Genomic DNA, 19,568 nt, shown 5'->3' on the forward strand with positions numbered 1-19,568 from the left:
TCATTTACTTATGTATTTTTTGTTTCACTATCTCTACTCAGCTAGCTTTTTGTTGTATGCGTCTCATCTCTACAAGTCTATCTACTACGTTCTCGGTAATTTACTGTCTCGTGGGCGCGGAGATGTTTAAGATGTTTAAAAGAAACACCCACCGCCAAAACCACCCCAGCCGCCGTGACGCGCGTAACGCCCGGCCGATACCGACATCAGTCCGTAAAGCAGGCCGATCGCGCCGGCGATGCCCGCCAGCGGGATCAGCGACGACATCAACCAGGCCACGCCGCCAGCCGCGCCGCCAGTGAGCACGCTGCGCACGCCCTTGGGCGCCTTTCCGAACAGGCCGCGGATGAAGCTGGCGGCGATGAAGGCCGCAACCAGGGCGAAGACCCAGTCGCCGCCGCCGTCGCCCTGCGCGCTGCGGTTGTCGCTGACCGGTGCAGGAAGCTCCTCGCCATCGATCAGCCTTACGAGTTGGGCGGTGGCATCGGCGATGCCGCCGCCGTAATCTCCTTCGCGGAATTTCGGCGCCAGGTATTCCTGGATGATGCGGTTGGCGATGGCGTCGGGAATCGCGCCTTCCAACCCGTAACCCGGCTGGATGCGCACCCGTCGGTCGTCCTTGGCCACGACCAGGAGCACCGCGTCGTCGACGCCCTTGCGGCCGAGCTTCCACTGGTCGAATACGCGTTGCGTGTACTGCTCGATGGTTTCCGGTTGCGTGCTCGCGACCACCAGCACCTGCAGCTGGCTGCCCTTGCGTTGCTGCAGGGCCAGCGCTTGTTGCTCGAGTTGCTGCCGCTGCGCCGTATCGAGCGTGCCGGTGGTGTCGACCACCGGCGAGTCCAGTGCGGGAATCGCTGCTGCCTGTTGTGCCCACGCAGGCAGACAAGCGAGCAGCAGCCAGGCGAACGCGAGCGCGCGTCGCAGCATGTCGATCAGCTATCCGCCACCGATCAGTTGCCGGGTGCGGGCGGCGGTGGCGGCGCAGGCGGAGCCGGCGGGGGCGGCGTGTTGCCGAAATCCACAGTGGGCGCCTCGGAAATCTGCGCCTCGTTCTCCACGGTGAAATTGGGCTTCTGCTTGTAACCGAAGATCATCGCGGTGAGGTTCTGCGGGAACGAGCGCACGTAGGTGTTGTAGTCCTGCACCGTGGCGATGTAGCGGCCGCGGGCCACGGTGATGCGGTTCTCGGTGCCTTCCAGCTGCGCCTGCAGGTCGCGGAACGACTGGTCGGATTTCAGGTTGGGGTAGTTCTCGGTGACCACCAGCAGGCGCGACAAGGCTCCCGACAGCTCGCCCTGCGCCGCCTGGAAGTTCTTCAGCGATTCGGCGTCGTCGGCATTGACGTTGATCTGCCCGACCCGCGCGCGCGCGTTGGTCACGTCGGTCAGCACCTGGCGTTCCTGCTGCGCGTAGCCCTGCACGGTCTTGACCAGGTTCGGAATCAGGTCGGCGCGGCGCTTGTACTGGTTCAGCACTTCCGACCAGCCGGCCTTGACCGTCTCGTCCTTCTGCTGGATGGCGTTGTAGCCGCAGCCCGAGAGCAGCGCGACCAGGGCAAGAATCAGGATCGAACGCGAAAGCAGGCGCATGGCGGAAGTCCTCCAGGTGGGCTGCGGCCATTGCAGCACCGCACCGACCCCAGCGCAACCATCATGCCCGGTCTTGTCCCCGAGGGGACTTCCTCCGGGGCGTAGATCCGGGCTTGCTCGGATGCTCTGGCTCCACACATCCGAGCAAGCTCGGACCTACAAATCAACCGCGTTACGGCACGATCGGGTGCTGGTGCTGGGCGCCGCGGCGGCGCATCAGCAGGTTGAGCCATTCCACCAGCACCGAGAAACCCATCGCGAAGTAGATGTAGGGCTTGGGCACGTGGACTTCGAAGCCGTCCAGGATCAGGACCGCGCCGATCAGCACGATGAAGGCCAGCGCCAGCATCTTGATGGTCGGATTGGCGTCGATGAAATGGCCCAGCGGATTGGCCGCCAGCAGCATCACCGCCACCGCCAGCAGGATCGCCGCGACCATCACCGGGATGTGCTGGGCCATGCCCACGGCGGTGATCACCGAATCCAGCGAGAACACGATGTCGATGATGGCGATCTGCAGGATCACCATGCCGAACACGCCGGAAGCCTTGGTGGTGTTGGGATCCTTGTCATGGCCGCCGGAGATCAGCTCGCGGATTTCCATGGTGCCTTTCACCAGCAGGAAGATGCCGCCCAGGATCAGCACCAGGTCGCGCACCGAGAAACCCATGCCGAGCAGGTGGAACAGGTCGTTCTGCATGCGCGCCAGGAACGCCAGCGAAACCAGCAAGGCGATGCGGGTGATGCAGGCCACGGCGATGCCGAACTTGCGGGCCACGTCGCGCCTTTCTTCGGGCAGCTTGCCCACCGCGATGGAGATGAACACCAGGTTGTCGATGCCCAGCACGATCTCCAGCGCGCTCAGGGTGACCAGGGTGAGCCAGACGTTGGGGTCGGCAAGGAATTCGAAACTCATCGGCAATCAATCCTTCAAATCGAAAAAAGTCGCGGACCCAGGATCAGGCCCCAGCACAGCAATACGTTCATCATCAGTACGAACACGGCGGCAGAACCCATGTCCTTGGCGCGGCCGGCCAACTCGTGGAACTCGGGGCCGTAACGCTCGATCACGGCTTCCACGGCCGAGTTGAGCAATTCGGCCGAAAGCACCAGCAGGCAGCTGCCGATCAACAGCACGCGTTCGATCGCGCCTTCGCCCAGCCAGATCGCCAGCGGGGTCAGCACCACCAGCAGCACCACTTCCAGTCGGAACGAGGACTCGTGCAGCCAGGCCGCGCGCAGGCCCTGCAGGGACCAGACCGTGGCTTTCAGGATCCGGCCCGGACCGCGGGGCATATGCCCTTTTTCATCGGCCATGTCGAAGGAGCTCAGCGAAGGTGGACATGGGCTGGGCGAGGCTCGGCCGTCGGGAAGGCGTCGATTTTGCCACAAGGCGACGACAGCCACTCGCGGCCACCTGGATTTGCGCTGGCTGGCGTGGGCTGGTCCACTACGGAAAACCCCTGCCGGACCGCGTCATGCCCTCGATACGCCCCATGCATACCCTCCTGCTCGCCAGCCTGCTCACCTTCCTCGCAGCGTGCGCCAGCACCCCGGCACCGCCGATCGGGCCGCCACAGGTACCCGGACAGGTCTCCAGCGCGGATTGGGAGCAGGACATGCAGCGCTTCGCCGCCGCGGACGCCGTCACGCCACCGCCGAAGCATGCGCTGCTGTTCATCGGCAGCTCCTCGATCCGGTTCTGGGACACGCTGGCGACGGACTTCCCCGGGCTGCCGGTGATCAACCGCGGCTTCGGCGGCTCGGAGATCCGCGACAGCACCTGGTACGCGGACCGCATCGTGGTGCCGTACGCGCCGCGTCAGGTCCTGATCTACGCAGGCGACAACGACCTGGCAAGCGGACGCAGTCCCGTGCAGTTGCGCGATGACTTCCGCCGCTTCGTGGCACGCGTCCGCCACGACCTGCCCCGGGTGAAGATCGCCTATATCTCCAACAAGCCCAGCCCCTCGCGCGCCCACCTGCTGGCTGCGCAGCGGAAGGCGAATTCGCTGATCCGCCAGGACATCGCCACGATGGCGAACGTCCAGTTCATCGACATCTTCACTCCGATGCTCGATGCGCAAGGCCGACCACGCGAAGAACTGTTCGGCGAAGACCGGCTGCACATGAACCCGGCCGGCTACGAGTTGTGGACGCGGGTGGTCGCGCCGTACCTGTCCGCCGACCGATCCATTCCGGTAACGGATCCGTAACTCCTGCAGGCATAGATTCGCTGCTCCCATCCTGCGGAGCATATCCATGGCCGTGAACTACATTCCCGACGGTTACCACACCGTCACTTCCTATCTGATGGTCGATGACGCGGCCAAGGCGCTGGATTTCTATCGCGACGCCTTCGGCGCCGAGGAGCTCTTCCGCCTGCCGATGGGCGACAAGATCGGCCATGCGGAAATCATGATCGGCGACACCCACCTCATGCTGGCCGACGAATTCCCCGACATGGGCGCATTGGGCCCGAACAGCCGCGGCGGCCCCACTGCCAGCTTCATGATCTACGTGCCCGACGCCGACGCCGCCTACGACCAGGCGGTCAAGGCCGGCGCCAAGGCGGACCGGCCGCTGAAGAACGAATTCTGGGGCGACCGCATCGGCACCGTGATCGATCCCTTCGGGCACAAATGGTCGCTGGCCACGCACGTGGAGGAAGTCGGTCCGGAGGAAATGCAGAGGCGCATGGCCGAATGGAGCGAGCAACAGAAATGAGCCTGTGCCCATGAACGACGACAACCCCAGCATCCTTTCCCACGTCTCGATCGGCAGCAACGACCAGGCCCGGGCCATTGCTTTCTACGATGCCGTGCTTGCAACACTGGGCTGCAAGCGGGTGCTGGAACACCCCGGCGCAGTGGCCTATGGCAAGCGGTTCCCCGAATTCTGGGTGCAGACGCCCGTGGACGGAAAGCCCGCGCAGGCCGCCAATGGCGTGCATTTCGGTTTCATTGCATCCAGCCGCGATGCGGTGCATGCATTCCATACCGCGGCGCTGACCAATGGCGGAATCGACGAAGGCGGTCCGGGACCACGCCCGCACTATGGCGAACCTTATTACGGCTGCTTCGTACGCGATCCGGATGGCCACAAGATCGAGGCTGCGTTCTGGGACGAAAGCCTGGCCTGACCGGCGACGCCGTCGCAGTTGATCCTGCGTACGCGGACCCGGACGTGGAGATCAGTTGTCGCTCGCGCCGAAGATCGCCACGCCACGCGAGCCATCGCCTTTGGCCCATCCGCGATACATGCCCGAGGTACTGAAGGGCATGGCGATGTTGCCATCGCGATCCACCGCGATGGCGCCCCCGTCGCCGCCGAGTTCGGGTACGCGCTGCAGGATCACCGCATCGGCGGCGGCAGCGAGGCTGGCGCCGCCATAGGCCATGCGCGCGGCGATGTCGTGCGCGACCGCGTTACGGATGAAGAATTCGCCCCAGCCCGTGCCCGACACCGCGCAACGCTCGTCGGCCCAGGTGCCGGCGCCGATCAACGGCGAATCGCCCACCCGGCCGTAGCGCTTGTTGGTCATGCCGCCGGTGGAAGTGGCGGCGGCGAGATTACCGTGCGTATCCAGTGCGACCGCACCGACCGTGCCGAAGTATTTGCCGCGCAGATTGTCGGCATCGGCGGATTCAGCACGTTCGCGCGCCTGTTCCTGGTCGAGTTGCGCACGACGTGCGTCGGTGTCGAACCACTCGTTGGTCACGCGTTCGATCTGCGGCTGGGTGTCCGCGAACTGTTCGGCACCGGCGCTGATCATCATCACATGCGGCGAATGCTCCATCACCGCGCGCGCCAGCTTGACCGGGTTGCGGATGGTTTCCACGCCGGCCACCGCACCCGCGCGGCGCGTGCGCCCTTCCATCAGCGAGGCGTCAAGCTCGTGCCTGCCATCCGCGTTATAGACCGACCCCTTGCCTGCATTGAAGCGCGGCGATTCCTCCAGCGCCACGACCGCTGCTTCGACCGCGTCGAGCGCGCTGCCGCCATTGGCGAGGATCGCACGTCCCGCTTCCAGCGCCTGTTCCAGATCGGCGCGGATCGATTGCTCGTCGGCCGCGGACAGCTGGTCGCGCTCGATCACGCCGGCGCCGCCGTGGATGACGAGGGTGAAGTGTTGGGCGTGCGGGGTCATTTGGAAGATCGGCTATGGCCAGGCCAAAGGATAGCCGATGGCCCCGTCCCCCAAGGGGACTTCCTTCGGGGCGTAGGAGCGGGCCTTGCCCGCGATGCTTTTCATCTGGTTACACGAGAAGAGCATCGCGCCCAAGGGGCGCTCCTACGGCATGCCGTTATTGCTGGCGCAACGCCTCGATCGGATCCAGCTGCGAGGCCTTGCGCGCCGGGTAGTAGCCGAAGAACAGGCCCGTGCAGATCGAGAAGGCGGCGGCCAGCGCCACCACCTGGCCGTTGAGGACGATGGGCAGGTCGCTGAACTTGCCGACCAGCAGCGCGCCGACCACGCCGATGAGGATGCCGATGACGCCGCCGACCAGCGAGATCAGCATGGCCTCGGCGAGGAATTGCCTGCGCACGTCCGAAGGTCCCGCGCCCACCGCCATGCGCAAGCCGATCTCGCGGATCCGCTCGGTCACCGAGACCAGCATGATGTTCATGATGCCAATGCCGCCGATGATCAGGCAGATGGTCGCCACCGCGCCGAGCAGTTTCGACATCAGGTTGGTGGTGGCGGTGCGCGTGGCGACGATCTCGGAAATATTGCGCACGTTGAAATCATCGTCCGTACCCGGCGCGATCTTGTGCCGCTGGCGCAGCAGCGCCTCCACTTCGCCCTGCACGTAGCCCAGGTCCTTGGCGCTGGTCACGGTCAGCGCGATCTGCATCACCGCGCCCGCGGGCAGGCCCATCGCGCCCATCAGGCGTCGGCGCGCGGTCTGCAGGGGCACCATCACCACGTCGTCCTGGTCCTGGCCGAAGCCGCCCTGACCCTTGGCCTTGAGGGTGCCGATCACGGTGAACGGCACCCGCCCCAGGCGGATGGTCTGGCCCACGCCGCTGTCGTCGCCGAACAGGGTGCGACGCACGCTGTCGCCCAGGATCACGCTCTTGCCGGCGCTGGTGTAGTCCTGCGCGTCGAAGCCTTCGCCGTTTTCCATCGTCCAGCCGTTGATGTCGAAATAATCCGCCTGCACGCCCTGCCAGCTGGTCGCGGCGTTGTTTTCCGCATACACCACCTGGGTGCTGCCGCGCAGCGCACCGGCGACATATTGCACTTCCGGGATTTCGTTGCGGATCGCCTCCACGTCGCCCTCGTCGAGGGTGAAGAAACTGCTGGAGCTCATCCGCACCCCGCCGCCGCCACGCCCGGCGCCGGGCGAGATGTCCAGGCGCTGCGAACCCAACCCGGACACCATCTTGTCGATTTCCGCCTGGGTGCCCTGCCCCACCGAGACCATGACGATCACCGCGGCGATGCCGATGATCACGCCCAGCGAAGTCAGCGCGCTGCGCATCCAGTTGCCGCGCAGGGCGAAGATCGCGGTGCGCAGGATGTCGAGGAAATTCATGCGTGTTGCTCCACGTGCGCGTGCGGCTCTTCATGCAGCTCGCCATCGCGCATCACGAAGATGCGGTCGGCGTGGGCGGCGACTTCGGCATCGTGGGTGATCAGGATCACGGTGTGGTCGTCGTCGCGCAGGCGCTTGAACAGGGCCAGGATCTCCTCGCCGGTCTTCGAATCCAGCGCGCCGGTGGGCTCGTCGGCCAGCAGGATCGGCGGCTTGTTGATCAGCGCGCGGGCGATGGCCACGCGTTGCTGCTGGCCGCCGGAAAGCTCGCTGGGCCGGTGCGAGGAGCGCTCGCCCAGGCCGACCGACGCCAGCGCTTCCTGCGCGCGACGCTTGCGTTCGACCGGCGGCACCTGCGCGTAACCCAGCGGCATGGCCACGTTGTCCAGCGCGCTCATCCGCGGCAGCAGATTGAAGCCCTGGAACACGAAGCCGATCTTGTCGCGGCGCAGGATCGCCAGCTCTTCCGCATCCAGCGTGGCCACGTCGATGCCGTCGCATTCGTAGACGCCCGCACTGGGCTTGTCCAGACACCCGATCAGGTTCATCAAGGTCGACTTGCCCGAACCCGAAGGGCCCATGATCGCGACGAAATCGCCGCGATGTATTTTCAGATCCACGGCTTTCAGGGCGACGACCTCGGCCTCACTGCCGGGCGAATACACCTTGCCCAGGCCGCGCGTCTCGATCACCGGTACCGCTGTCGGGTCCTGGCTCATTCCCTGGCGCGCTCGCCGGTGATGATCGTGTCGCCCTGCTTGATGTCGCCGGAAACCTCGGTGTTGGTGCCGTCACTGGCGCCGATGCGCACCTGCACCTGTTGCGGCTTGCCATCGACCAGCTTGTACAGCGGCGCGCGCTTGGCGCTGGTCAGCGCGGACACCGCCGCATCCCATTGCTTGCGCTGGACGTCGTCCAGGCTGGTGCGGAACGCGGCGAAATCCTGCTGGTAGCGCTCCAGCATGCGTTGCCTGATCTGCGCCTGCATGTCACCGGAACCGCTGGAGACCATGCGCGGACCGCCGCCGCCACCGAACATGGAATTGCTGCCGCCGGCTTTCGCCGCCGCCTGGCGCGCGGCCTGGCGTTCGCGGATGCTGGCGACGGCGGCATCGAATGCCGCCTGTTGTTCCGGATTGGCCTTCAACTGCGCGACCGTACGCGCCAGGTCGTCGGTGATCCCGCTGCCGGCGCCGCGCATCGCGACCGGCGCCGCCTGTTGCGGGGCAGCGCTGTCCGCCGGTTTGTACCGCAACGCCGCGTTGGAAATCCTCAACACGTCATTGCGCTTGCTGACCTCGATCTCGGCATTGACGGTCAGGCCCGGCAGCAGGGTGCCGTCGCTGTTGTCCACGGCGACCACCACCGGATAGGTGACCACGTTGCTGGTGGTGGTGGCGGACAGGCGCACCTGTTCCACCGTGCCGCGGAACTGGCGGTCGGGGAAGGCGTCGACGGTGAACGATACGCCCTGCCCGACCTTGACCTGGCCGATGTCGGCTTCGTCCACGGCCAGTTCGATCTTCATCTTGGCCAGGTCCTCGGCGATGGTGAACAGCTCCGGCGCCTGCAGGCTGGCGGCCACGGTCTGGCCGGGCTCGATGGTCCGGGTCAGGACCACGCCATCGACCGGCGAACGGATCACGGTGCGGCCCAGGTTGATGCGCGTGGTCTGGGTCGACGCGGTCTGCTGCTGGATCTGCGCCTGCGCGGAATTGACCGCCGCGCGCGCCTGGTCCAACGCCGCGCGGGCAAGGTCGACGTCGCTGCGCGCGACCAGTTGGCGGCTGCCCAGGTCGGACTTGCGGTCGTAGTCGAGTTGCGCGTTGCGCAAAGTGGCCTGGGCCTGGGCCAGCGAGGCCCGCGCGCCGCTGATCTGCGCCGAGCCCTGGGCGATCTGCGCTTCATAGGTACTGGGATCGATGCGCGCGATCACCTGGTCCTTCTTCACCTGATCGTTGAAGTCGACCAGCACGTCGGTGACCTGGCCGGAAACCTGGCTGCCCACGGTGACCGTGGAGGTGGCGCTGAGCGTGCCGGTGGAAGAGATGACCACGCGGATGTCGCCGCGATCGACCTGGACGGTACGGTAGGCGCCTTCGGCCGCTTCGCTCTTGCGATTGTTCCAGTACCAGAGCCCGGCCACGATCACCGTCACGACGACCACCGCGGAAACGATGCGGGCAACCAGTTTGCTGCGGGGGCGCGAGGGATTTCGACGTGGGGAATTTCGACGCGGCTGGTTCATGCGGGGAGTCGGACCTTGGGGCGTGGGATTCGAGGCATTAACGCACGGCCGCGGTCAGCGTTGACAGTGCGGGACGGGCGAGGGTTCCCTTGCTCGATCCCGTTTAGGAGTGGTTTGCTTGCATGAGGGCACGGGAGGCGGGAGGGGAAACGAGAGATGGAAACAAGAGCCCTCCTCACTCCTCACTCCTCACTCCTCACTCCTCACTCCTCGCTCCTCGCTCCTCGCAACCCAGGCTAAGCGACGAAACGGATGGTCGCGGTAGTGCCGCGCCCGAGCACGCTCTCAAGCTCGACCTTCCAGCCGAAGCGCTCGCACAGCCTGCTTACGATGGAAAGGCCCAGGCCGGTGCCGTTCGGACGCGAAGGATCGGCGCGGTAGAACGGTTCGAACGCGCGCGACATCGAGTCCTGGCTCATGCCGATGCCGGTGTCGCGGATGACGATGCGGTCCTGTTCCAGGACCACCTCGATGCGGCCCGCATCGGTGTAGCTGCAGGCATTGCGCAACAGGTTGCTGACCACGACCTGCATGACCCGCGGCGGCGCGTGCAGGCGCGGCTTGGCGTTGCAGGTGACTTCCAGGTCCACGTGCTTGCCGATCAGCAGCGAACGCGCGTTGTCGGCTTCGTCCAGGACGATGTCGGCCAGCTCGAAATCCTCGCTCTGCGGCTCCACGTCGGCCTCGCGGGCGAGGATCAGGAAGGCGTCGATCACCGCTTCCATGTCGCGTCCCGCACGCTGGATGCGTTGCAGGGCGCGGGTCACCCGTGGCGGCGAATCCTCGGCCATGGCCATGTCGCTGGCCACCCGGATCACGGTGAGCGGAGTACGCAGCTCATGGCTGGCGTCGCGGGTGAAGTCGCGTTCGCGTTCGACATGCGCCGAAACCCTATGGGCCAGGCCGTGCAGCGCCGATGCCAATTGCCGTGCTTCGCCCTGCACGTCCGCCGGCAGCTTGTCCGGCGCCAGGTTGCTGATATCGGGGCCACGCGGATCCCAGCGCATGACCTGTTCGGCCAGCCAGCTGACCGGCGAGACCAGGCGCTTGGAGGCTCGGTAGGTCAGCCATGAAACCGCGTAGATCGCGATCAGGGTGAGGATGATCGGCAAGGTGCCGAAATAGAAGGCCAGGCGCTCGGCCTGCGAGCGCAGGAACACCAGGTACAGGCGTCCCGCCGGTTTCTCATCCACCAGTACCAGTTGGTCGTCGTCCTTCAGCTCGTAGAAGCCCGGCTTCAGCGCGCGCAGGTTCTCCGGCAACAGCAGGTTGGAGCGCCCGCGTGGGACCAGGTAGCCGCGGATGTTGTAGGTATTGGGCGGCGGCTGGGTCTGCGATGCGCCATACAGGTCCCAATAGTGCATGGCCTCTTCCTGCAGCGCGGTGTTGATCAGGCTGTGCTTGATCACCGCCGATACCAGAAACACGCCGAGCACGATAGCGAGGCTGGCCAGCACCACCTGGATGATGAAGGCGATCCGGATCTTGCGGGGCAGGCCTTGCCGCATCTTATGTTCCGTTTCGGGGTAGCTGGGTCATGCCGGCAGAATCATGCCCGTATCCGGCCCATGGCTAGGCGATGTCCGCGATGCGATAGCCCGCGCTCTGCACCGTATGCAGCAGCGGCTTGTCGAACGGCTTGTCGATGACTTTGCGCAGGTTGTAGAGATGACTGCGCAAGGTGTCCGAATCCGGCAGGCCGTTGCCCCATATCTCGCGCTCGATCTCCTGGCGGGTGACCACGCGCGGCGATTCGCGCATCAGGATGGTCAGCAGGCGCAGCCCGATCGGCGAAAGCATCAACTCCGAACCGCCACGGGTGGCACGCATGCTGACCGGATCCAGCGCCATGTCGGCGACCTTCAATACTTCCGCGCCGACCTGGCGGCGTTCGCGTCGGATCAGCGCGCGCAGGCGCGCCTCCAGTTCCTGGATCGCGAACGGCTTGGTCAGGTAGTCGTCCGCGCCCGAGCCCAGTCCGGTCAGCTTGTCGTCCAGGGTGTCGCGCGCGGTCAGCATCAGCACCGGGGTGGATTTGCGTGCCTCGGTACGCAGGCGACGGCAGACTTCCATGCCGTCCATGCGCGGCAGCATCAGGTCGAGCACCAGCACGTCGTAGCTGTTCTCGACCGCCAGCCGGTAGCCATCGAGGCCATCGGTGGCGTAATCGACTTCGAAGCCGCGCCCTTCCAGGTACTCGCCGATCATTTCTGAAATGTTGCGGTTGTCTTCGACCACCAGCACCAGTCCGGCGGTTTCTTGAGTTTGGCGCATGCAGCCTCCGTCGTTTCTTCAGGTTTGTGAAACTACCTGCTGGACGGTTGACGGCATGTGAAGGCGACGCCCGGACAGGGAGAAGTGCCCTACTCTTCGCAACCGGCCATCCGCCCGGCCAGGTCCACCACAACGGAATCGAACCCATGCACCCTGTCCTGGCCAGCATTTCCCTGCTCATCCTGAGCAATGTGTTCATGACCTTCGCCTGGTATGCGCACCTCAAGGAACTGAGTGCGAAGCCGTGGCTGCTGGCCGCGCTGGTCAGCTGGGGGATCGCGCTGTTCGAATACCTGCTGCAGGTGCCGGCGAACCGGATCGGCTACACCGTGCTCAGCGTCGGCCAGCTGAAGATCATGCAGGAGATCATCACCCTGGGGGTGTTCGTGCCTTTCGCGATCTTCTACCTGAAGGAACCGTTGAAGCTGGACTACCTGTGGGCGGGACTATGCCTGCTGGGCGCCGCCTATTTCGCCTTCAGGAGCAAGTTCTGATCCTTGCCGCCGCTAGGGAGCCTCTGAATAATTCCCTCGTTCGCGCCCATTGCACAAAGCAGGAAAGGCAAAGGCCCTTGGACACGGATCAGGGCGGAAAAGGCAGATACAGCAAAAGACAGATACAGCGTTTGCTTTATCCGTGGTTTCCGCTCTGATCCGTGTCCAGGAGAAGCCCTGGATAATTTCCCCTTTCAAGCCCGCTGGGTGGCTGAAAATCCTGCGGCAGCCATCTCTCCGGGTGGTTCGACAGAGCCTGCCCCGGACCCCTTATCGAGTACGGAGCAGGCTTTGATCCGGGGCTCACCATCAACGGCATTCCAGGAGTCGCGCCCGCTTCCCGGAATCGTCCAGACCTTCCCTAGAGCTTGACCTTGCCAAGCAGGATGTCCTTGAACATCACCCAGTCGCCGGCGAAGGAATAAAGCGGATGCTTGAACGTCGCCGGGCGGTTCTTCTCGAAGAAGAAATGCCCGATCCAGGCGAAGCCGTAGCCGCAGAACAGCGCACCCAGCAGCCACCAGGCATTGCCGCTGACCGCGGCCGTGGCCAGCAGCGCAAGCACGCCCCAACTGCCGATGAAATGCAGCCGGCGCGAAGTGCGATTGCTGTGTTCCTCGAGGTAGAAGGGGTAGAACTCGCGGAAACTGGCGAAGCGGCTCATGACTCCTCCCGGTGGCTTATGCGGTACGTGGCGCGAACATGATGACGCCCATGCCCAGCAGGCACAACGCCGCGCCAAACAGGTCCCAGCGGGTCGGCTTCACCGCATCGACCCACCACAGCCAGCCGATGGCCACGGTTACGTACACCCCGCCGTACGCCGCGTAAACGCGGCCCGAGGCGGTCGGGTGCAGGGTAAGCAACCAGGCGAACAGGGCCAGGCTGGCGGCGGCGGGCAACAGCAGCCACGCACTGCCGCCCTTGCGCAGCCAGACATAGGGCAGGTAGCAGCCGACGATCTCGGCGACGGCGGTCAGCAGGAACAGCAGCAGGGTCTTCATTCCTGCCCGCGCTCGATCCGCTTGGCCCGATCCCAGTAGGCGTCCTGCTGCTCCAGCGGCAATTGCGCAAGGCGGGTGCCCTCGCCGGCCGCAAGCGACTCCATGCTGCGGAAACGCCGCTCGAATTTCAGGTTGGCGTGGCGCAGCGCGGCGCCGACATCGACCTTGGCGTGGCGCGCCAGGTTGGCGCAGACGAAGAGGATGTCGCCGATCTCGTCCTGCAGGCGCTCGCGGTTGGCTTCCACGTCGCCGCGCGCGAATTCCACCCGCACTTCCTCGATTTCCTCGTGCAGCTTGGCGATCACCGGATCGGTGCCGGGCCAGTCGAAACCGACCCGCGCCGCGCGCGCCTGCAACTTCACCGCGCGCTGCCATTCGGGCATGCCGCGCGAAATGCCGGCCAACGCCGAGATGTCGTCGTCGCCCGCCGCCTGGCGTTCGCGCTGCTTCTGCGCTTCCCATTCGCGGGTCTGGGCCTCGGCGTCCTCGACGCTGGCATCGGCGGCCGCTCCCGGCATCCTGCCTCCCGCGGCATTTGCACATCCCTGTGCGGCAAACACATGCGGATGCCGGCGCGTCATCTTGTCGCAGATCGCCGCGACCACATCGCCGAAATCGAAGGCGCCCTGTTCCCGCGCCATCTGCGCATGGAACACCACCTGCAGCAGCAGGTCGCCCAGTTCGTCCTTCAGGTGATCGAGGTCGTTGCGATCGATCGCATCGGCGACCTCGTACGCTTCCTCGATGGTGTACGCGGCGATGCTGGCGAAGTCCTGCTCGATATCCCAGGGGCAGCCGCTGTCGCGATCGCGCAACCGGGCCATGATCGCGAGCAGATCGGCGATATCGGCCGGCTTATCCAATCCAGCTCCTCCACGGCAACTGCGGATCGCCGAGGGCGATGAAATCGCCGTTCAACAGCGTAGGCCGCTGGTTGTAGCGGAACGCGCGCCCGTCCGGGGCGATGACCACGCCGCCAGCGGCCTCCAGCACGCATTGCGCCGCGGCCGTATCCCATTCGGAGGTCGGGCCGAAGCGCGGGTACACATCCAGGGTGCCGTCGGCGATGCGGCAGAACTTCAGCGACGAGCCCAGGCCCAGCGTCTGCGCATCGCCGATCCGGGCCAGCAGTGCCTCGGTACGCGCATCGCGATGCGAGCGGCTGGCGGCCACGCGCAGGGTACCCGTGGCCGGCGCGCGGGTGCGCAACAGGGTGTCGGTTTCGCCATCGCGTCGACAGGCTTCCGCGCCGGCCACGCCATGCCAGACGGTCCCGCCGACCGGCGCCAGCACGACCCCGAACACGGACACGCCCTGTTCTATCAGGGCGATGTTGACGGTGAACTCGCCGTTGCGCTTGACGAACTCGCGGGTGCCGTCCAATGGATCCACCAGCCAGTAACGGCTCCAGTGCCGGCGCGTTTCCCAGGGGATATCGGCGGCTTCCTCGGACAGGATCGGCCAATCCGGAGTCAGCCGTTCCAGGCCATCGACGATGATCCGGTGCGCGGCCAGGTCGGCGGCTGTCAGCGGACTGGAATCGGATTTGCTTTCGACCTCGAAAGCATTTTCGTACACGGCCAGGATCGCCGCCGCCGCCTCGCGGGCGATGGCGATGACCGCTTCGCGCAGGTCCGCGGTGACCGGGCTCATGCCGGCATGCTCATGCCTGTCCCCGCAACCATTCGCGGGCGATGAACAACGCCGCCAGCGAACGGCCTTCGGAAAAATCATCGCGCAGCATCAGCTGGTCCAGCGCATCGAGCCTCCACGGCACCACTTCCAGTTCCTCGGGTTCGTCGCCGGGCAATCGCTGCGGATAAAGATCGCGCGCCAGCACCAGCCATGATTGATGACTCATGTAGGTGGGCACCAGACTCAACGCGCGCAGCACCTCAAGCCGGTGCGCGCCATAGCCGGCTTCTTCCTGCAATTCGCGATTGGCGGCCTGCACCGGGCTTTCACCGGCATCGATGCGGCCCTTGACCAGGCCCAGCTCGTAACGATGCACGCCCGCCGCGTATTCGCGCACCAGCAGCACGGTTTCGTCGTCCAGCATCGGCACCACCACCACCGCGCCATAGCCGTGCGGCTTCTGCCGGTGGAAATGCCGGCGCTCGCCGTTGCTGAACTCCAGGTCCAGCACCTCGACGATGCGCTCGGACGGGCCTTCGCTGCGTTCGCTGATGCCGTGGATGATGGGCAGGCGGCGGCTCATCCGCGAACTCCGGTGCGGGGGCCTGCGGTGGTCGATATGATGGGCGGATGCAGGGAAACGATCATGAAGCTCAAATGCTAACAGAGGCCGGGGACTGGCGTTCGCGCGACCTCGAAGTGTTATGGCACCCGTGCACGCAGATGCGCGAACATCCGGATACGCTGCCGCTGGTACCGATCGCGCGTGGCGAAGGCGCCTGGCTGGTGGGCTACGACGGTCGCCGCTACCTGGATGCGGTCAGCAGCTGGTGGACCAACCTGTTCGGCCATGGCGAACCGCGGATCGGCGCGGCCATCGCGCGCCAGGCGCAGGTCCTGGAGCAGGTGATGCTGGCCGGTTTCTCGCACGCGCCTGCGGTGCAACTTGCCGAACGCCTGCTGGCGCTGGCCCCGCGCCAGGCCGATCGCAAGCCGCTGGCCAAGGTGTTCTATGCCGACAATGGCTCCGCGGGCGTGGAAGTGGCGCTGAAGATGGCGTTCCATTATTTCCACAACCGCGGCGAACACCGGCGCACGAAGTTCGTGGCCCTCGAGAACGGCTACCACGGCGAAACCATCGGCGCGCTGGCCGTCGGCGACATCCCGTTGTACCGGCGCGTATATGCGCCGCTGCTCAGCGAGGCCCTGTTCGCGCCATCGCCGGACGCCTACCTGGCCGAACCCGGCGAGTCGGCGGCGGCGCATGCCGGGCGCGCTGCCGATGCGCTGGCAAACCTGTTCGACCGCCATCCCGGCGAGATCTGCGCGCTGATCATCGAGCCGCGCGTGCAATGCGCGGGCGGCATGCGCATGCACGACCCTTCCTACCTGGCTCGTGTGCGCCAGTTGTGCGACGCCAACGGCGTGTTCCTGATCGCCGACGAGATCGCGGTGGGTTTCGGCCGCACCGGGCCGATGTTCGCCAGCCAGGAAAGCGGCGTGATGCCGGACCTGCTGTGCCTGTCGAAAGGACTGACCGGCGGCTTCCTGCCGCTGGCGGCGGTGCTGGCCACGCAGCAGATCTACGACGCCTTCCTCGACGATTCGCGCGAGCGCGCCTTCCTCCATTCGCACAGCTACACCGGCAACCCGCTGGCCTGCGCGGCAGCGCTGGCGACGCTGGATATCTTCGGGCAGGACGACGTGCTGGCGCGCAACCGCGTTACGGCGAAGCAGATGGCCGCGCTGGCCGCCCCATTCGCCGCCCACCCGCAGGTCGCCGACGTGCGCCAGGCGGGAATGATCGTGGCCTTCGAGCTCACCCGGGGCGGCGACAAGCGCACGCCGTTCCCCGCGCAGCAGCGGGTCGGACTGAAGGCCTATCGGGCAGCGCTGGAACGCGGCGTGGTCCTGCGCCCGCTCGGCGACGTTCTGTACTGGATGCCGCCGTATTGCATCGATGATGCGCAGTTGCGATCGCTGGCGGAAACCACGCGCGCGGTGATCGACGAGGCGACATCGTGATGCCGAACCTGTTGTGGGAAGGGCTTCAGCCCCGACGGCTCTTCGCCCGGCAAACCGTCGGGGCTGAAGCCCCTCCCCCAATCCGAAGAAAGTCCCTTCGGGGGACAAAGGACTGCGAGTGCGCCTGACCCGCTGCCACGTTGACACTGCGCTCTCTCCAGGCGTCGAGATCACACTGCCCGAGTCGGCGGCCGCGCACCTGGTCCGCGTGCTGCGCCTGCGCGAGGGCGATGAATGCGTGCTGTTCAACGGCGATGGCGACGACTATCGCGCGCGCATCGCCTCGGCGGGAAAGCGCGAGGTCGTGGCCCAGGTCCTGTCGGCCAGCCCGGTGGACAACGAATCGCCGTTGCGCATCACCCTGGTCCAGGGCATCGCCCGCGGCGAGAAGATGGACCTGATCCTGCAGAAGGCGACCGAACTGGGCGTCGCCGGCTTCGTCCCGGTGCTGGCCGAACGCACCGAAGTGAGGCTGGACGCCGAACGCACCGAAAAGCGCATGACCCACTGGCGCAGCGTGATCGTGTCGGCCTGCGAACAATCGGGTCGCGCCCGCGTGCCGGAGCTCATGCAACCGATCCAATTGGGCCAAGTCGCAGCGCAGGTCGCGGATGATGCCGTGAAACTCACGCTGGATCCCGTCGGCGATTCCGCGCTGGCGACGCTGGCGACGCCAGCTGCCCGTTTGCTCACCATCGCGATCGGCCCGGAAGGCGGCTGGTCGCCGCGCGACCGCGAGATCCTGCGCGCAGCCGGATTTTCCGGTTTGCGGCTGGGGCCGCGCATCCTGCGCACCGAGACCGCGGGATTGGCGGCTATCGCGGCCCTGCAATCGCGATTCGGGGATATGTAGGAGCGGGCCTTGCCCGCGATGCTTTGTCTTCTGGATACGGATCGAAGAGCATCGCGGGCAAGGCCCGCTCCTACGCCCCGACGCCCCGAAGGAAGTCCCCCTGGCGGACGAAGCAGGCGGTCGTTACGCCACCGCCGCCAACGCATCGCCGAGCATGGCCTCGATGCTTTCCAGGTCCGGCAGCAACGCCGCCTCATCGCCCAGCAATACGCGCATGCGCACGCCATTCGGCAGCTGTTCCTCGGTCGCATCGGCCAGCAGGCCGTCGCGCGGCACCGAGACCAGGCGTGGGAACGACTGCGTCAGCAAGGCGAAATACGGCATGGCTTCGCTACCGCCCAGCGCCTTGAGGACCACGATCTTGCTGCTGGCGACGACGCTTTCCGCTCCCAACCCGGTCAACTGCGCGAACGAAACCAGCGGCACCTGCCAGCCGTGCCAGGAAATCTGGCCCGGCAACCACGCCGGTGCGTCGGCGATCGGCTCCACCGGCACGCGCGCCAGTACCTCGGCGACGGTCGCGTTGGGCAGGAGCAGGCGCTCTTCGGCGGCCTGGATCAGTACGCCACGGATTTCGTCGTTGGAACTTGCCATCGGTATTTCCTCGGTACGTCAGGCCTGGTTACAGCGTGCCTGGATACAACGTGATCAATCGGGCCAGTGCGAAGCGAGATGCGACGCCAGCTCGGCTGGCGTCGCCACCATGCCGCCACGCGCGGCCAGCGCCTTGGAGGCGGCCGGGTCGTAGCAGCCCTGCGGCGACTGCCCTGCGGCGAGGCCGCCCTCGGCCGCCAGCGCCAACGCCGCCTCGACCTGCGACGGATCGCTGCCGCTGAGCAGCAGCACCGCGCTTTCCGCGGGCGGGAGCGAGGCGATCAGGTCATCGACCCGGAGCGCGCCCTCGCCGAAATGGACGACGCCTTCTTTCACGTTCACCGCCACGTCGTCGGGCAGCACGTAGACATGCGCCGCCTGCGCGGCTTCGCCCGCTCTGGCCAGTTGCACCGGCAGCGTCGAGACGCGCTCCATCTGCTTGACCAGGTTGTCGTAGCGTCCACCATCGAGGCGCAGCTGCACCAGCACCGGGCGCGAAAGGCCGGGCGGCAGGTCCGCAAGCACCTTGCGTACCGCATCGGGACCGCCAATGCCGGCGAACAGCAACGCCGCACCACGGACGCCGGCGCCCGTCGCCGTGGCATGGATCGATTCCAGTTCCAGGGTCAGGCCACTGGATTTCACCGGCGCCTGGGGCAGCGGTGGCGGCTCGGCCACGGCAACCGCCGGCGGCTCCGCCGATCCGATACCGTCATGCAGCGGCGCGTCGTGTTCCACGGCGATCGACGGTTTCCAGGTTTCCGGGTCGATGGACTGGCTGGATCCGGGCGCGTCGTCGTCGGCCACCAGTTCCAGGCCGCCGCGCGGGAGTTCGAACGCCACTCCCTGCGCTTCCTCCAGGTGCGGTTCGATTCCCGCATCGGCATGGATCTGCGCCGGCGAGAGCGGCAGGCCGGGTTCGGGGCGGGTGTCGTCCAGCTCGCCACCCGGCGGCAGCACGTCGGCGTGGCCATTCAACTTCGCCGACAGATGCCGCGCCCAGCGCTTGGCCTCCCAGCCTTCGCGACGCGCGGCCAGCTCGACTTCATCGAAAATCACCACCACCGAAGGATCGTGCAGCACCTGGTCGAAACGCGAAAGGCTGTCCTCGATGGCCGATTCCAGCGCCACCAGCACGACCTGCGGGGAAGCGTCGCCCAGGGCCGCTCCATCCAGGGTGTTGGGATCGTCCTCCAGCACGATCTCCGCCCCTGCTGCATGCAAGGCCAGGCGCAATTGCTCGCGGGCGGAGCCGGGACGCGCCAGCAACGCGACGCGCTTGCCCGGTTGCGCGGTCATCGCCAAA

The 19,568-nt window shown here is 66.1% G+C and carries 22 protein-coding genes and 1 pseudogene; 6 read left to right on the forward strand and 17 right to left on the reverse strand.

Going from position 1 to position 19,568, the window contains the following annotated elements; all coding sequences use genetic code 11:
• Positions 1-141 precede the first annotated feature (141 nt).
• The 4 genes and pseudogenes from CSC74_RS13955 to CSC74_RS13970 form a co-directional block, all read right to left on the reverse strand.
• Positions 142-930, reverse strand: a pseudogene (locus CSC74_RS13955) (TPM domain-containing protein); the annotation flags it as partial.
• Between the two features lie 23 nt (positions 931-953).
• Positions 954-1,592, reverse strand: coding sequence for a LemA family protein (locus CSC74_RS13960; protein ID WP_162315105.1), 639 nt, complete (start codon positions 1,590-1,592; stop codon positions 954-956).
• A gap of 172 nt (positions 1,593-1,764) precedes the next feature.
• On the reverse strand, positions 1,765-2,508 hold the full coding sequence (locus CSC74_RS13965; RefSeq protein WP_162315106.1) for a TerC family protein: 744 nt from the start codon (positions 2,506-2,508) through the stop codon (positions 1,765-1,767).
• Positions 2,509-2,522: 14 nt separating this feature from the next.
• Positions 2,523-2,909, reverse strand: a complete 387-nt coding sequence (locus tag CSC74_RS13970; RefSeq protein ID WP_162315107.1) for a diacylglycerol kinase — start codon at positions 2,907-2,909, stop codon at positions 2,523-2,525.
• A gap of 179 nt (positions 2,910-3,088) precedes the next feature.
• Here CSC74_RS13970 and CSC74_RS13975 point away from each other — a divergent pair, with 179 nt between their 5' ends.
• The 3 genes from CSC74_RS13975 to CSC74_RS13985 are packed head-to-tail and all read left to right on the forward strand — an operon-like array spanning position 3,089 to position 4,734.
• Entirely contained in the window at positions 3,089-3,808 is a 720-nt protein-coding gene (locus tag CSC74_RS13975; RefSeq protein WP_162315108.1) for an SGNH/GDSL hydrolase family protein, read from the forward strand.
• A 46-nt stretch (positions 3,809-3,854) separates the two neighbouring features.
• Positions 3,855-4,319, forward strand: a complete 465-nt coding sequence (locus CSC74_RS13980; RefSeq protein ID WP_162315109.1) for a VOC family protein — start codon at positions 3,855-3,857, stop codon at positions 4,317-4,319.
• 10 nt (positions 4,320-4,329) lie between these two features.
• Entirely contained in the window at positions 4,330-4,734 is a 405-nt protein-coding gene (locus tag CSC74_RS13985; RefSeq protein ID WP_162315110.1) for a VOC family protein, read from the forward strand.
• 51 nt (positions 4,735-4,785) lie between these two features.
• Here CSC74_RS13985 and CSC74_RS13990 read toward each other — a convergent pair whose 3' ends face one another.
• The 6 genes from CSC74_RS13990 to CSC74_RS14015 all read right to left on the reverse strand — a co-directional run bounded on the left by CSC74_RS13990 (position 4,786) and on the right by CSC74_RS14015 (position 11,657).
• Positions 4,786-5,742 carry an isoaspartyl peptidase/L-asparaginase family protein gene (locus CSC74_RS13990; RefSeq protein WP_162315111.1) on the reverse strand — a complete coding sequence of 319 codons (957 nt, stop codon included), beginning with the start codon at positions 5,740-5,742 and terminating at the stop codon, positions 4,786-4,788.
• A 157-nt stretch (positions 5,743-5,899) separates the two neighbouring features.
• Positions 5,900-7,135, reverse strand: coding sequence for an ABC transporter permease (locus CSC74_RS13995; protein ID WP_162315112.1), 1,236 nt, complete (start codon positions 7,133-7,135; stop codon positions 5,900-5,902).
• Positions 7,132-7,854, reverse strand: a complete 723-nt coding sequence (locus CSC74_RS14000; protein ID WP_162315113.1) for an ABC transporter ATP-binding protein — start codon at positions 7,852-7,854, stop codon at positions 7,132-7,134. Before CSC74_RS14000 ends, CSC74_RS13995 begins: the two co-directional genes overlap by 4 nt.
• Complete coding sequence (locus CSC74_RS14005) at positions 7,851-9,383, reverse strand: efflux RND transporter periplasmic adaptor subunit (RefSeq protein ID WP_162315114.1); 1,533 nt, start codon at positions 9,381-9,383, stop codon at positions 7,851-7,853. Before CSC74_RS14005 ends, CSC74_RS14000 begins: the two co-directional genes overlap by 4 nt.
• Positions 9,384-9,619: 236 nt before the next feature.
• Positions 9,620-10,891, reverse strand: a complete 1,272-nt coding sequence (locus CSC74_RS14010; RefSeq protein ID WP_162315115.1) for a sensor histidine kinase — start codon at positions 10,889-10,891, stop codon at positions 9,620-9,622.
• Between the two features lie 64 nt (positions 10,892-10,955).
• A complete protein-coding gene (locus CSC74_RS14015; protein WP_162315116.1) occupies positions 10,956-11,657 on the reverse strand; it encodes a response regulator transcription factor in 702 nt (233 codons plus the stop codon).
• 146 nt (positions 11,658-11,803) lie between these two features.
• On the opposite strand from CSC74_RS14015, the gene CSC74_RS14020 reads away from it, so the two are divergent.
• Entirely contained in the window at positions 11,804-12,151 is a 348-nt protein-coding gene (locus CSC74_RS14020) for a DMT family protein (RefSeq protein WP_162315117.1), read from the forward strand.
• Between the two features lie 361 nt (positions 12,152-12,512).
• Here CSC74_RS14020 and CSC74_RS14025 read toward each other — a convergent pair whose 3' ends face one another.
• Genes CSC74_RS14025 through nudE form a run of 5 tightly spaced genes read right to left on the reverse strand, consistent with a single transcriptional unit; the run spans position 12,513 to position 15,373 of the window.
• Positions 12,513-12,815 carry an Mpo1-like protein gene (locus CSC74_RS14025; RefSeq protein WP_162315118.1) on the reverse strand — a complete coding sequence of 101 codons (303 nt, stop codon included), beginning with the start codon at positions 12,813-12,815 and terminating at the stop codon, positions 12,513-12,515.
• 16 nt (positions 12,816-12,831) lie between these two features.
• Positions 12,832-13,155, reverse strand: a complete 324-nt coding sequence (locus CSC74_RS14030) for a YnfA family protein (RefSeq protein ID WP_162315119.1) — start codon at positions 13,153-13,155, stop codon at positions 12,832-12,834.
• Positions 13,152-13,979, reverse strand: a complete 828-nt coding sequence (mazG, locus tag CSC74_RS14035; RefSeq protein WP_162315225.1) for a nucleoside triphosphate pyrophosphohydrolase — start codon at positions 13,977-13,979, stop codon at positions 13,152-13,154. Before mazG ends, CSC74_RS14030 begins: the two co-directional genes overlap by 4 nt.
• Positions 13,980-14,010: 31 nt before the next feature.
• Complete coding sequence (cysQ, locus tag CSC74_RS14040) at positions 14,011-14,808, reverse strand: 3'(2'),5'-bisphosphate nucleotidase CysQ (RefSeq protein WP_162315120.1); 798 nt, start codon at positions 14,806-14,808, stop codon at positions 14,011-14,013.
• A 10-nt stretch (positions 14,809-14,818) separates the two neighbouring features.
• Entirely contained in the window at positions 14,819-15,373 is a 555-nt protein-coding gene (gene nudE, locus CSC74_RS14045; protein ID WP_162315121.1) for an ADP compounds hydrolase NudE, read from the reverse strand.
• Positions 15,374-15,420: 47 nt separating this feature from the next.
• On the opposite strand from nudE, the gene bioA reads away from it, so the two are divergent.
• A complete protein-coding gene (gene bioA / locus CSC74_RS14050; RefSeq protein WP_162315122.1) occupies positions 15,421-16,815 on the forward strand; it encodes an adenosylmethionine--8-amino-7-oxononanoate transaminase in 1,395 nt (464 codons plus the stop codon).
• Positions 16,816-16,933: 118 nt separating this feature from the next.
• Positions 16,934-17,668, forward strand: a complete 735-nt coding sequence (locus tag CSC74_RS14055; protein WP_162315123.1) for a 16S rRNA (uracil(1498)-N(3))-methyltransferase — start codon at positions 16,934-16,936, stop codon at positions 17,666-17,668.
• Between the two features lie 123 nt (positions 17,669-17,791).
• Here the strand turns inward: CSC74_RS14055 and CSC74_RS14060 are convergent, their stop codons facing one another.
• Positions 17,792-18,262, reverse strand: a complete 471-nt coding sequence (locus CSC74_RS14060; RefSeq protein WP_162315124.1) for a chemotaxis protein CheW — start codon at positions 18,260-18,262, stop codon at positions 17,792-17,794.
• Positions 18,263-18,316: 54 nt separating this feature from the next.
• On the reverse strand, positions 18,317-19,561 hold the full coding sequence (locus CSC74_RS14065; protein WP_162315226.1) for a chemotaxis protein CheB: 1,245 nt from the start codon (positions 19,559-19,561) through the stop codon (positions 18,317-18,319).
• Between the last annotated feature and the right edge of the window lie 7 nt (positions 19,562-19,568).

Origin of the sequence: Pseudoxanthomonas yeongjuensis (assembly GCF_010093345.1) — a bacterium.
GTDB lineage: Bacteria > Pseudomonadota > Gammaproteobacteria > Xanthomonadales > Xanthomonadaceae > Pseudoxanthomonas_A > Pseudoxanthomonas_A yeongjuensis.